The organism is Cupriavidus sp. GW823-FHT07A04, from assembly GCF_058794615.1.
On record NZ_JBXAHA010000003.1, the window covers coordinates 329,775 to 342,077 of the forward strand.

A 12,303-nucleotide genomic window follows, 5' to 3' on the forward strand; every position below is an offset into this window, starting at 1 on the left:
GGTTGCTTCTGGATGGAAAGAATTGTACCTGAGGGGGTGACGGCGACGCCGTGCGGGAAAGGCCCGCGGCCGGGCACGGCAGATTTCCGGGCCGGCGCCTTCTCTCCGAGGAATCTCCCCGTCACCAGCCACTCTAAAAAGCAAAACCCGACCCTAGCGCGCAGGCTGCGATCCCTCCGGTATCATCCCCCCATGCCCCGCCGCCCCACCCTCGACCCCATCCGCCTGCGTGAGGAAATCGCCCAGGCCGCCGCCCGCATGATCGCGGAAGATGGCACCGACTACGCCACGGCCAAGCGCAAGGCCGCGCGGCAACTGCTGGGTGACGTGCGCGTGGCGGGCGAGTGGCTCCCCGACAACGAGGCCGTGGAGGCGGAGGTCCGTCTCTATCAGGCACTGTTCCACTCGGAGAGCCAGCCCCGCGTCCTGGCGCTGCTGCGCCGGCTGGCCGTGCTTGCCATGCGCGACCTTGCCGCATTCCGCCCGTACCTGGCCGGGGCCGTGCTCAACGGCACCGCCACCGAGCATTCCGACGTCTATCTGCAGTGCTTCTGCGATAGCACCAAGGATCTCACCCTGCACCTGCTCAACGCTGGCGTGGACTTCGACACCAGCGAGACCCGGCACTTCGCCGGCCGCGGCGAGGTCGAGACCCTGAGTTTCCTCTGGAAGGGACAATGGCCAGCCATGCGCGACGCGCGCCTGCTGGCTGGAGAGATCCGTGCGGAACTTGGCCAGCCCGTCGGCATTCATATAGCGCTGTATGATGCGGATGACGAACGCGGCGCAGTCCGGGCCGCGGCTGGCGGCCGGGTTGCCCGTGCCGATGTGGATGCGGTACTGGCGCTGCTGGCGGCCGCCGAAGCGGCGGCACCCCAGGTGCCCGACGCGCCCGCAGCGGCCTGAGCGCCAGCCTTGACCCGGAGCGTGAGCGAGGCCAGCCACAGGCCATGTGCACCTTCCCTATCGAGCCATCCGGGTTCTTACCTCTTCCATCAGCCGCTATCTTTCTTGCTGCCATGACCTCTTCCACCAGCACTCCTGTCCGCCGCAGCCGCCTCTGGGCCTGGCTTGCCGTTGCCGTCGTGGCCGCCGCCGCGGGCGCGCTGGCCGGGCACTATGTGTTTTCGCCCAAGCCGGCATCCGACGAGGCAGTCGAGACGTTCCTGCGCACGCAACTGCCAGATCCGGACGGCGCCCAGATCAACTTCGCGCAACTTCGTGGAAAAACGGTGGTTGTGAACTTTTGGGCACCCTGGTGCGGCCCCTGCGTGGAAGAAATGCCCGACCTGAATGCGTTGCATAAGGAATACACGGGACGAAAAGTGGAATTTGTCGGCATCGGCATCGATTCCGCCAACAATATCCAGCAGTTCATCAAGAAGATCCCCGTCTCCTACCCGCTGGCCGTGGCCGGCTTTGCCGGCACGGAGCTCTCGCGCAACTTTGGCAACGCGGCCGGCGGCCTGCCCTATACAGTGATCATTGCGCCAGATGGCACGGTCAGCTACCGCAAAATGGGCAGGGTTTCCCCTGACGAGCTGCGCGCCGCGCTGCCTCGCAGCTAGCCATAAGATTCTTGATTTGGGGCGATTTTCTCCTAATCTTGTTCGATCATCACGCAATTTGATCGAAACGCGATTTCGCGACTCCAAAGTGCGGAATCGAGCCTGAAAACTCGCCTGCTTCGAAGCTGCCTATGTCTACGCTGCTAGACAAATCACTCTAAGCTACGGTAATCTCCGCGCAATTTCGTTGAAATGGTCGAGCCGCCGTGATCGATACACCTCCCGAACGCCGCTCTCCCCGCTACCGCAAGGTGCTGGTCCTGCACGGACCGAACCTGAATTTGCTGGGCACGCGGGAGCCGGAAACTTATGGGTACACGAAACTAGCCGATATCGACCTGGCCCTCGCGCAGCGAGCCCGCCAGACCGGCATCGCCCTGGCTACGTTTCAGTCCAACCATGAGGGCGCGCTGGTGGATCGTATCCATGCCGCGCGCGACGAGGGCGTGGATTTCATCATCATCAACCCGGCCGCCTATACGCATACCAGCGTAGCGCTGCGCGATGCGCTGGCCGGGGTGGCGATTCCGTTTGTGGAAGTCCACTTGTCGAACGTGCATCGGCGCGAGAACTTCCGTCATCACTCTTACTTCTCCGATGTGGCGATCGGAGTGATCTGCGGACTTGGCTGGCAGGGGTATCTGCTGGCGCTGGACTATGCCCTCGGGCAGGAGCTGGAACAGGCGCTGCCCGAGGCCTGATCCGCCCATTGATTTCTTAAACCGTTACCGCGCCCCCGGCGCCTGCCCCACCGCCATGTTCGCGGCGGACCAAGGCAGCCCGCCGGAGGCGTCAGTTTTTCCCGGACGCAGCCACCAGAGCGGTGGCCGCCGGACAACCCGATTCAGGAGGATAGAAGATGGACCTGCGCAAGCTGAAGACGCTGATCGACCTGGTGGCCGAGTCCGGCATCTCCGAGCTGGAAGTCACCGAAGGCGAAGGCAAGGTACGGATCGTCAAGGCGCCGCCGCAGGTCATCGCCGCGCCGATGGCCATGCAGCCGATGCAGGCACTGCCTCCGGCCGCCGCGCCGGCCGCGATGCCCGCCGTCGGCACCGAGCCGGCCGCGCCGCAACTGCCGGTGGGCCATGTCGTGACCTCGCCGATGGTCGGTACCTTCTATCGCGCACCGTCGCCGGGCGCGGCGTCGTTCGTCAATGTGGGCGATACCGTCAAGGAAGGCCAGACGGTCTGCATCATCGAAGCGATGAAGCTGCTCAACGAGATCGAGTCGGACAAGGCTGGCGTCATCAAGGAAATCCTGGTCGAGAATGGCCAGGCGGTGGAATACGGCCAGCCGCTGTTCATCATCGGCTGAAACTGACCGGCATGCCGCGCCGCCCGCAGCCTGCGCCGGAATTCTCCGGCCAGCCACGGCGGCGACGGCCACCGGGCGTTCCTCGTCCCGGTGCCAGCACCCCCGCCCGCACTCCGGCTGCCCTCGCCGGGGGCGCCACGATCCGCCGCGGTGGGACCGCCTTTCTCCTCGCAGAGAGTGACTATGTTTGAAAAAATTCTGATCGCGAATCGCGGTGAAATCGCCCTTCGCATCCAGCGCGCCTGCCGCGAGCTCGGCATCAAGACTGTGGTGGTGTATTCGGAAGCCGACAAGGAAGCCAAGTACGTCAAGCTGGCCGACGAAGCCGTCTGTATCGGCCCGGCACCCTCGCCGCTGTCGTACCTCAACATGCCGGCCATCATCTCGGCCGCCGAGGTGACCGACGCGCAAGCCATCCACCCGGGCTACGGCTTCTTGTCGGAAAACGCCGACTTCGCCGAGCGCGTGGAAAAGTCCGGTTTCGTCTTCATCGGCCCGACCTCCGAGAGCATTCGCCTGATGGGCGACAAGGTCTCGGCCAAGCAGGCCATGATCAAGTCCGGCGTGCCGTGCGTGCCGGGCTCCGAAGGCGCCCTGCCCGACGACCCCAAGGAAATCCTGGCCACGGCGCGTGCCGTGGGCTATCCGGTCATCATCAAGGCGGCTGGCGGCGGCGGTGGCCGCGGCATGCGCGTGGTGCACACCGAGGCAGCCCTGGTCAATGCGGTCAACATGACGCGCGAGGAAGCCGGCCGTGCCTTTGGCAACCCGGAGGTCTACATGGAGAAATTCCTGGAGAACCCCCGGCACGTCGAGATCCAGATCCTGGCCGACCAGCATCGCCAGGCCATCTGGCTGGGCGAGCGCGACTGCTCGATGCAGCGCCGCCACCAGAAGGTCATCGAAGAAGCACCTGCGCCGCACATCCCGCGCCGCCTGATCGAGCGCATCGGCGACCGCTGCGCCGAGGCCTGCAAGAAGATCGGCTACCGTGGCGCCGGCACCTTCGAATTCCTGTACGAGAACAACGAGTTCTACTTCATCGAGATGAACACGCGCGTGCAGGTTGAGCATCCGGTCACCGAGATGATCACCGGCATCGACATCGTGCAGGAGCAGATCCGCATCGCCTTTGGCGAGAAGCTGCGCTGGCGCCAGAAGGACGTGCAGCTGCGCGGCCACTCGATCGAATGCCGCATCAACGCCGAGGACCCGTTCAAGTTCACGCCGTCGCCCGGGCGCATCACCGCGTGGCACATGCCCGGCGGTCCCGGCGTGCGGGTCGACTCGCACGCGTATGATGGCTACTTCGTGCCGCCCAACTACGATTCGATGATCGGCAAGATCATCACCTATGGCGCCACCCGCGAGCAGGCCATCGCCCGCATGCGGATCGCGCTGTCGGAAATGGTGGTGGACGGCATCCAGACCAACGTACCGCTGCACCGTGAGCTGATGCTCGATGCCAACTTCGTCGAAGGCGGCACCAGCATTCACTATCTCGAGCACCGCCTGGCCCAGAAGAACGTGGCCAAGGGCGGCAAGATCTGAAGCCCCGGCGCGGCCAGTCATAACTGATCGACAAGGATCGCCTGTGGCATTTCAGGAATGTGTGATCGAAATCGCACAAGACCAGGCCGAAGCCTGGTCTGACGCGCTGTTCGACCTCGGCGCGCTGTCGGTCTCGGTGGAAGACGCCGATGCCGATACGCCCGACGAGCAGCCGCTGTTTGGCGAGCCCGGCATGGAGCCGACCCGCCTGGCATGGAACCGCTCACGCGTGGTGGCGCTGTTTGACGACAGCGCCGACCCCGTGCTGGTGGTGGCCGCTGCCGCCAATGCGCTGGGCATCGACCCGGTGCCGGCTTACCAGCTGCGCCCCGTCGAAGACCAGGACTGGGTGCGCCTGACGCAATCCCAGTTCGCGCCGATCCGCATCGGCGAGCGCATCTGGGTGGTGCCGTCGTGGCACGATGCGCCGGAGCCCGACGCGGTGGTGCTGGAGCTGGACCCGGGCCTAGCCTTCGGTACCGGCAGCCATCCCACCACGCGGCTGTGCATGCAGTGGCTGGAACAGAACATCAAGGCCGGCGAAACGGTGCTCGACTACGGCTGTGGCTCGGGCATCCTCGCCATCGTGGCGCGCAAGCTGGGCTCGGGCGACACGCTCGGCATCGATATCGACCCCAACGCGGTGGAAGCCTCGCGCTATAACGCCGAGCGCAATCGCGTGGAGGCCACCTTCGCGCTGCCCGAAACCGTCTCCGAGGCCAGCTACGACCTCGTCGTCGCCAATATCCTGTCCAACCCGCTGAAGCTGATGGCGGCCATGCTGAGCGCGCGGGTTCGCCCCGGCGGCCGGCTGGTGCTGTCGGGCGTGCTGGAGCGGCAGGCTGACGAAGTCGCCGCGGCCTACGCGCCCTGGCTGCCCATGTCGGTCTGGCGCAGCGAGGAAGGCTGGGTCTGCCTGCATGGCACCCGCGGTGAAGGCCCCGGCACCCAGAGCTGAGCCCAGCCCATGGCCGCAGCCAAGCTCGTCACGCGTTGCCCGGCCTGTCGCACTGCCTTTCGGCTGGTGGCGGACCAGCTGCGGCTGCGCCAGGGGTTGGTCCGCTGCGGCCAGTGCGACACCGTCTTCGATGCACGCGAGCACCTGATCGAGTTGCCGGCGCCCGAGCCGGCAGCCGGCCCTGAGACCGTCGCGCAGGCAGGAGAAGGCATTGCCGCCCCTGCCCCCGCCACGCCCCCGGCACAGGAGGCGCCCGCCGAGCACGCGCACGAAGAAACACATGAAGAAGTACACAAGGCTGCCCGCGCACCGCGCAAGCGGGCGCATGCCGTGGCGCACCCGGACACGGAAGCGCACCCAGCCGAAGCCACCGCCGTGCCGCACGAAGCAGCGCACGTCGACACGCCCCTCCAACACGACGCCGACGACAGCCGCCCCGCCGCGGCGCCCTTCGACCCCGGTTACGACCCTGGCTATGACGTGCCGGCGCTCGACGCGCCCACCGTCATGCTGTACCAGACGCAGGCGGAAGCAGACGAGGCAGTGCAGGCCGGCAACCATCGGACGGAGCCAGAAGCTGGCAACGCTGACGAGGACGAGGACGAGGACGAGCCTTCCGCGGTGTTCGTGCCCGGCATCGTCGAGAGCGAGGAAGCTAGCCTTACCGCCGCCGCCGAGGCAGAGGCACCGCAGGCAAGCGAAGCACCCGCCTCCGCGGCGGAAGCAGCACCCTGGCCGCAACTCGACCCCAGCACGCTAGGCGACGACGATGCCACGCACACCGCGGACATCGCCGATACGGAAAAGGAAAGTGCTGCCGACATGGCGAAAGCGGCGAACGCAGCATCCGCCGACAGCCATGCCGCCACGAGCGCCGCCGCCAGCACCGAGGCCGACGCAGCGGCCATCCCGAGCGCAAGCGGCTACCTGCGCGCCGAAGCGCAGGACGATCTCCCCGAGATTCCCGAAGCGATCTCACGCGAGCAGGCGGAGCGGCCGTGGATGCGCAGCGACACGCCCGCCACCCCGTCCTTCGCGCCCGACTTCCTGCGCCACGCGCGTGAGCGCGATCCTGGCCCGGCCAGGCGCAAGCGCATGCTGCAAAAGGTGGCGACCGGGTTCCTGGTGATCGCGGGACTGCTGCAAGGCACCTACCTGGCGCGCAGCCAGCTGTCCGGCCGCTTCCCCGTATTGCGGCCCGCCTTCGAGGCGGCCTGCGCGCCGCTGGGCTGCGAGGTGGCGCCGTGGCGCGACATCGACGCCTTGCGCATCGAGAGCTCGCTGCTGCAAAAGCAGGATGACGAATCCGACGCCTACCTGCTTGCCGTGACGCTGCGCAACCAGGGCCGCGCCACCGTGGCGCTGCCGGCTATCGAGCTGGTCATGACGGACCTCCAGGACCAGCTCCTGCTGCGCAAGGTGCTCCAACCCGCCGACTACCTCGAAACCGAGCAGCAGGCCTTTGCCACGCATGGCCTGCGGGCAGGCACGGAGCTGCCGGTTCGGGTACGATTCCGATCGCAGCAAGCGGCGGCAAACTACCGCGTGCTGATCTTCTATCCCTGAATTCCATCTGGGCTCGCCGCCAATCCCGAGCGCCCCCGATTTGCGAGCCCACATTTCACACAGGAGCACATATGAGCAACGTCACCCTCGGCGGCAACGCCATCGAAGTCGGCGGCAAGTTTCCGCAAGCCGGCGACAAGGCCCCCGCATTCACGCTGGTCGGCAAGGACCTGAAGGATGTCACGCTTGCCGACTTCGCCGGCAAGCGCAAGGTGCTCAATATCGTCCCCAGCCTGGACACCCCGGTGTGCCAGGCTTCGGCCCGCAAGTTCAACGAAGCCGCCAGCGGCCTGGCCAACACCGTTGTGCTGACCGTCTCGGCCGACCTGCCGTTCGCCATGGGCCGCTTCTGCACCGCTGAAGGCCTGGCCAACGTGGTGCCGCTGTCGCTGATGCGCGGCGCCGACTTCAAGGGCAATTACGGCGTGGACATCAAGACCGGCCCGCTGGCCGGCGTGACCGCGCGCGCCGTGGTGGTGCTCGATGAGAACGACACCGTGAAGTACAGCGAACTGGTCTCGGAAATCAAGAACGAGCCGAACTACGACGCCGCACTGGCCGCGCTGAAGTAAGCGCGCCACCTGCCAGGCGCGGCCACCCGGCAAAACGGGTGGCCGTTTTTGCATTCAGGGGCACCGGCATGACCCGGTGGCCCCGTCAGCCCGCATTACGAGTACGAGAATTGGAGAGAGCATGTCCAGCCTGATCTGTGGCTCCGTTGCCTACGACACCATCATGACGTTCGAGGGACATTTCCGCGAACATATCCTGCCCGACCAGATCCACATGCTGAACGTGTCCTTCCTGGTCCCGTCCATGCGCCGCGAGTTCGGCGGCTGCGCCGGCAATATCGCCTACACGCTGAAGCTGCTTGGCGGCGACCCGGTGATCATGGCCACCGTCGGCGTCGACGCCGAGCCCTACCTGCAACACCTGCGCGCGCTCGATATCAGCACCGAGCACATCCGCACCCTGCCTGACACATTCACGGCGCAAGCGATGATCACGACCGACCTGGAGAACAACCAGATCACGGCGTTCCACCCCGGCGCGATGAACCAGTCGCAGCTCTCGCAGGTGCAGGACGCGCTCGGCGGCAGCAACGCGCCCGGCCTGGGCATCGTCGCCCCCGACAGCCGCGAAGGCATGCTGCACCACGCGCGCCAGTTCGCCGACGCCGGCGTGCCGTTCATCTTCGACCTGGGCCAGGCCATGCCGCTGTTCAACGGCGACGATCTGCGCCAGTTCGTTGAACTCGCCAGCTACGTGACGGTCAATGACTACGAAGCCCAGGTTCTGCTGTCGCGTACCGGCTGGACCAGCGATGAAGTCGCCGCGCAGGTCAAGGCGTTCATCGTGACCCACGGCGAAAAGGGCGCCACCGTCTTCGCCGACAAGCAGAAGTACAATATCGCCTCCGTGAAAGCGGATCGCGTCGTCGATCCGACCGGCTGCGGCGATGCCTTCCGCGGCGGCCTGCTTTACGGCATCGAACGGGGCTTCGACTGGGAAACAACGGGCCGGCTTGCCAGCCTGATGGGCTCCATCAAGATCGCGCACCAGGGTCCGCAGAACCACAAACCGTCGCGCGACGAAATCGGTGAACGCTTCCAGTCCGCTTTTGGCTACCGCTACGAGTAACACCTTTTCCGGGATTGATCCTATGCACACCCTGATTCGCACCAGCGCCATCGCGCTCGCCGCCGCAGCCACCTTGGTGGCTGGCTGCGCCGCGCAGTCGAATTCCGCCAGCATCTATACGCCGGGCCAGGCGCAGCGCGAGCAGACCTTGCGCTACGGCGTGGTCGAGACGGTTCGCGAGGTGCTGATCCAGGGCGACCAGACCGGCGCCGGCACGATCGCCGGTGGCGCCATCGGCGGCATCGCCGCCGGCAGCACCATCGGCAACGGCGGCGGCTCGGTGGCGGCCGGCGTGCTGGGCGCCGTGCTCGGCGGCATCGCCGGCAGCATGGCGGAGAACAAGATCAGCCAGCGCCGCGGCCTGGAAATCACCGTGCGCCTGGACAACGGCGATATGCGCGCCATCGTCCAGGACGCCGACGAAGCCTTCCGTCCGGGCGAGCGCGTGCGCTTGCTGTCGTCGGGCGGCACGACCCGCGTCACGCACTAAGCGCGGTACGCGGGACGGCATAGGGCGGCCCTGGGTGGCCGCGCAGCGGGGGTGGCAGCCTAGGTTGCCCCCCCCGCTGCTTGATAGCTCCTGGCACGTCTGGATCGGTCTCCGGGGCCGCGCTCCACACACCGCAATACGATCCTGGCAAAGCGCTGCCTCCTTCACCGGAGCGGCGCTTTTTCTTTGCAGCGTTCCCGGCCCGGGTTCCCGTGTCCCGCGTTCCGTGCTCCGCTTGCCGTTCTTCGATCGCCCATGAAAAAACCCGCCGGGCTTGCACCATCGGCGGGTTGGCAAGACTAGCGTCTTGCGGACCGGATACGCAGTATCCGGTCAGTGCGGCACGCCCTGCGTGCCTTGGCAATTCCCAGCGGTAGCCGTTGCCGGCACGCTTACGGACGGGTGCCCGTGGGGAAAGGCCATGCCGCAGCCGGGTTCAGCGCGGTCTTGGCAGCTGCAGCGGGTGCAACAGCAGGTGCAGCGGCAGGCTTGGCAGGCGCGGCCTTCTTGGCAGCAGCCTTCTTGGCCGGTGCCTTCTTGGCAGCAGGCGCCTTCTTGGCCGGAGCAGCCTTCTTGGCAGCAGCCGCCTTCTTGGCGGGCGCGGCCTTCTTGGCTGCCGGTGCAGCCTTCTTGGCCGGTGCGGCCTTCTTGGCGGCGACCTTCTTGGCCGGTGCGGCCTTCTTCGCTACGACCTTCTTGGCGGCAGCTTTCTTGGCCGGTGCGGCCTTCTTGGCTACAACCTTCTTGGCGGCGGCCTTCTTTGCCGGTGCAGCTGCTTTCTTGGCCGGCGCTGCCTTCTTCGCTACGACCTTCTTGGCGGCGACCTTCTTCACTGCAGCCTTCTTGGCCGGTGCAGCTTTCTTGGCCGGTGCTGCCTTCTTGGCGGCGACCTTCTTCACAGCGGCTTTCTTGGCCGGGGCGGCTGCCTTCTTGGCGGCCGGCTTGGCGGCGACCTTCTTAGCCGCCGGTTTCTTCTTTGCAGTCGTTGCCATGGATAACTCCTTCACTAGAGAGTGAATATCGAATGACCTAAGTTGGCGACCCGACCGACCCGAGGCGCGATACTGCGGTGCGACCCCAATCGAGCGAGCGATTCATCGGCGCACGGCGCGCGTTGTGGCCGCACGCTAATGAATTCGGTGGCAGGGGCACCGCGGCGCGCGGTGCGAATGTGGCCAAGCGGAGCCCACAGCCGGGCTTCTGACGCTTGCCGCGCCCTGGAATATTCGATCTGCCCGCGCCATCCGCCGGATCGGCGCGCGACATGAAAAGAGAGATATCGGCCGGCATTTCCGTGATGCGGGCCAGGCCACGCACACCACGTACGGCATTTTTTCGGGGGTAGTTCGCCCATCCCGTTACTGGGCCAAAGGAGACTGCACGCGTTTTAGAAAACCAGTACGGCTTGGTCTGCGTCAAAGTTCTAGTGCTCCTGAGCTACCTGTTTCATTGCATCGAAGTGGGTGGCGCTCATCGTTGCGCATCACGTCCAACCTCATCGTTGCATCTTGCTGTCTTGCCTGCCACGCAGGCCATGCAATGAAGTGAGACTCTTGTCAAGGCGAATCATAATTCGTTTGTTGGGCGATGTTAAGAAAAAAGTGCAAAAAAACTTGCGCGCGAGCATGACAACTTCATCGTCTTCGTCGTTGCGCTGCGCTGACCTTGTCTTTGCTTGCGCGCGCCGCGCTCTCATCGCGTCTCTCGCACCCTCGCGACGCTGCTCGCGACCATGCTCGATGCAGCTTCGACACAGCATCGCGCGAGCGTGAAGACGTCGCTGGCATGCTCCGGATTTCCGGCGTGCGCATCGCAGCCGGCGCGTCTTCCATGCCCTTCAGCAATGCCGATTTCCGCTCATTGTGTAAAGCCGGAAACCCGCATGCACAAAGGCTTTTGGGGAAGCAGAAAAATTCTGCGCGACAACCGTCGGCACGCGTTGCGCGAGCGCCGGGACGCGTGATGCCCGGATGCGATCGAGCGCTGCGAGGACATCGGCAACGCTACCGCGAAGACGCGCATCCGCAACGCGGCGCGCAGCGCGGACAGTGCGCGTCGCCTCAACCCGGCACGCACGCTCACGCGCAGCGCGCGCAGTGATGCGCCGACGCAACGGTTTGAGAATCGTCACCGCGACACGCGCTCTCCAACGATGCTCGAACGATGTCGACCACCATCTCGCACTCGCATCGCGCAGGCGTCATCGACACGTGAGATGCCCTTCCGAATCTCGCTTCGCTGGTGGTCTCGCCGGTGGTCTCACGGCAGTGTCGGCATGCGTCCGACAGCGGATGACTTCGCGCGTCGACCAGGGCGGCAGATCGCGTGGCGAGGCATCGGCTCGCGCACCATCCGAATGGTCTACTGCCAAAGGAGCAGGTCGCCGGTGCACGCAAGGAACGAGAGCGTGGATGGCCGCACGCGCCGGCGCCCCTGAGGCAGCAAGCACGCCGTGGCGCCCCCACTTGAAACGCATCGCTAGAGGATTGCTTCGAGTGCCGGGCAGCGGACAATTTGCTGCATGACAGAATCCGCCTGCTTCCAGACGCCAGGCCGGTCTGCGGCAGTTGCCGGGGGGGCTTTGGTGCGTACGCAAAGGCGGGCTGGCGATTGCAGCGAGAGCGCATCGCCAGTAGATTGGCGTACGCGCGCCGCCGGGCTGGCCCTGTGCTGGCATCATGGCGCGCACCAACTCGAAGAGGAGATCACGATGCACTTTACTGCCCCCCGCTGCGTCGCACGCGCCGCCGCCATCGCGGCACGCACCGCCGTGCTCGCCGGCGCGCTGCTGGGTAGCGCCGCTGCGCTGGCCCAGGCCACCCCCGCCGGCTCATGGAAGACCATCGACGACGCCACCGGCAAGCCGCGCGGCCTGGTGGAAATCAGCGAACAGAACGGCGTCTACAGCGGCAAGCTGGTCAAGAGCTTCACCGAGAACGACGGCAAGGCCAAGGTGTGCGACAAGTGCACCGACGCGCGCCGCGACCAGCCCATCATGGGGATGACCATCATCACCGGCCTGCGCAAGACCGGCGACAACGAGTGGAGCGGCGGCGAGATCCTCGACCCCGAAAGCGGCAAGCTCTACAAGACCAAGATGTCGCTGGCGGATGATGGCAAGAAGCTCAACGTGCGCGGCTTCATCGGCATCAGCCTGCTGGGCCGCACCCAGACCTGGGAGCGCGAACGCTAGCCTGCCACGACCGGCAAT

General features: G+C 65.9%; 12 protein-coding genes. 11 read left to right on the forward strand and 1 reads right to left on the reverse strand.

Annotated elements, in window-relative coordinates; translation table 11 throughout:
- Positions 1 to 192 precede the first annotated feature (192 nt).
- The 10 genes from AC1Q7Q_RS07300 (at position 193) to AC1Q7Q_RS07345 (ending at position 9,092) form a co-directional block, all read left to right on the forward strand.
- On the forward strand, positions 193 to 906 hold the full coding sequence (locus tag AC1Q7Q_RS07300) for a UDP-N-acetylmuramate--alanine ligase (RefSeq protein ID WP_492387141.1): 714 nt from the start codon (positions 193 to 195) through the stop codon (positions 904 to 906).
- Between the two features lie 113 nt (positions 907 to 1,019).
- Positions 1,020 to 1,568: a TlpA family protein disulfide reductase gene (locus AC1Q7Q_RS07305; protein WP_441634026.1), complete on the forward strand. Its 549-nt coding sequence runs from the start codon at positions 1,020 to 1,022 to the stop codon at positions 1,566 to 1,568.
- 206 nt (positions 1,569 to 1,774) lie between these two features.
- On the forward strand, positions 1,775 to 2,269 hold the full coding sequence (aroQ, locus tag AC1Q7Q_RS07310) for a type II 3-dehydroquinate dehydratase (protein WP_458762140.1): 495 nt from the start codon (positions 1,775 to 1,777) through the stop codon (positions 2,267 to 2,269).
- Between the two features lie 158 nt (positions 2,270 to 2,427).
- Complete coding sequence (gene accB / locus AC1Q7Q_RS07315; RefSeq protein WP_492376604.1) at positions 2,428 to 2,886, forward strand: acetyl-CoA carboxylase biotin carboxyl carrier protein; 459 nt, start codon at positions 2,428 to 2,430, stop codon at positions 2,884 to 2,886.
- A 183-nt stretch (positions 2,887 to 3,069) separates the two neighbouring features.
- A complete protein-coding gene (gene accC, locus AC1Q7Q_RS07320; protein ID WP_043349611.1) occupies positions 3,070 to 4,437 on the forward strand; it encodes an acetyl-CoA carboxylase biotin carboxylase subunit in 1,368 nt (455 codons plus the stop codon).
- Between the two features lie 43 nt (positions 4,438 to 4,480).
- The gene (gene prmA / locus AC1Q7Q_RS07325; protein WP_492376605.1) at positions 4,481 to 5,395 is read left to right on the forward strand and encodes a 50S ribosomal protein L11 methyltransferase; all 915 of its coding nucleotides are present in this window, start codon (positions 4,481 to 4,483) and stop codon (positions 5,393 to 5,395) included.
- Between the two features lie 9 nt (positions 5,396 to 5,404).
- Positions 5,405 to 6,961, forward strand: a complete 1,557-nt coding sequence (locus tag AC1Q7Q_RS07330) for a DUF3426 domain-containing protein (RefSeq protein ID WP_492376606.1) — start codon at positions 5,405 to 5,407, stop codon at positions 6,959 to 6,961.
- Positions 6,962 to 7,032: 71 nt separating this feature from the next.
- The gene (tpx, locus tag AC1Q7Q_RS07335; RefSeq protein ID WP_492376607.1) at positions 7,033 to 7,533 is read left to right on the forward strand and encodes a thiol peroxidase; all 501 of its coding nucleotides are present in this window, start codon (positions 7,033 to 7,035) and stop codon (positions 7,531 to 7,533) included.
- A gap of 121 nt (positions 7,534 to 7,654) precedes the next feature.
- Positions 7,655 to 8,602, forward strand: a complete 948-nt coding sequence (locus AC1Q7Q_RS07340) for a carbohydrate kinase family protein (protein WP_492376608.1) — start codon at positions 7,655 to 7,657, stop codon at positions 8,600 to 8,602.
- Positions 8,603 to 8,624: 22 nt separating this feature from the next.
- Complete coding sequence (locus AC1Q7Q_RS07345; protein WP_492376609.1) at positions 8,625 to 9,092, forward strand: outer membrane lipoprotein; 468 nt, start codon at positions 8,625 to 8,627, stop codon at positions 9,090 to 9,092.
- Positions 9,093 to 9,484: 392 nt separating this feature from the next.
- Here AC1Q7Q_RS07345 and AC1Q7Q_RS07350 read toward each other — a convergent pair whose 3' ends face one another.
- On the reverse strand, positions 9,485 to 10,084 hold the full coding sequence (locus AC1Q7Q_RS07350) for a histone H1-like DNA-binding protein (protein ID WP_183032596.1): 600 nt from the start codon (positions 10,082 to 10,084) through the stop codon (positions 9,485 to 9,487).
- A 1,718-nt stretch (positions 10,085 to 11,802) separates the two neighbouring features.
- Here AC1Q7Q_RS07350 and AC1Q7Q_RS07355 point away from each other — a divergent pair.
- A complete protein-coding gene (locus AC1Q7Q_RS07355) occupies positions 11,803 to 12,285 on the forward strand; it encodes a DUF2147 domain-containing protein (protein WP_492376610.1) in 483 nt (160 codons plus the stop codon).
- The last annotated feature ends 18 nt before the right edge of the window (positions 12,286 to 12,303 follow it).

Excerpts from the sequence above, each read along its gene's own strand:
- AC1Q7Q_RS07300 (WP_492387141.1), top strand. The coding sequence starts at position 193 with ATGCCCCGCCGCCCCACCCTCGACCCCATCCGCCTGCGTGAGGAAATC.
- AC1Q7Q_RS07345 (WP_492376609.1), top strand. The coding sequence starts at position 8,625 with ATGCACACCCTGATTCGCACCAGCGCCATCGCGCTCGCCGCCGCAGCC.
- AC1Q7Q_RS07355 (WP_492376610.1), top strand. The coding sequence starts at position 11,803 with ATGCACTTTACTGCCCCCCGCTGCGTCGCACGCGCCGCCGCCATCGCG.
- AC1Q7Q_RS07350 (WP_183032596.1), bottom strand. The coding sequence starts at position 10,084 with ATGGCAACGACTGCAAAGAAGAAACCGGCGGCTAAGAAGGTCGCCGCC.
- accC (WP_043349611.1), top strand. The coding sequence starts at position 3,070 with ATGTTTGAAAAAATTCTGATCGCGAATCGCGGTGAAATCGCCCTTCGC.
- tpx (WP_492376607.1), top strand. The coding sequence starts at position 7,033 with ATGAGCAACGTCACCCTCGGCGGCAACGCCATCGAAGTCGGCGGCAAG.
- AC1Q7Q_RS07340 (WP_492376608.1), top strand. The coding sequence starts at position 7,655 with ATGTCCAGCCTGATCTGTGGCTCCGTTGCCTACGACACCATCATGACG.
- AC1Q7Q_RS07305 (WP_441634026.1), top strand. The coding sequence starts at position 1,020 with ATGACCTCTTCCACCAGCACTCCTGTCCGCCGCAGCCGCCTCTGGGCC.
- accB (WP_492376604.1), top strand. The coding sequence starts at position 2,428 with ATGGACCTGCGCAAGCTGAAGACGCTGATCGACCTGGTGGCCGAGTCC.
- AC1Q7Q_RS07330 (WP_492376606.1), top strand. The coding sequence starts at position 5,405 with ATGGCCGCAGCCAAGCTCGTCACGCGTTGCCCGGCCTGTCGCACTGCC.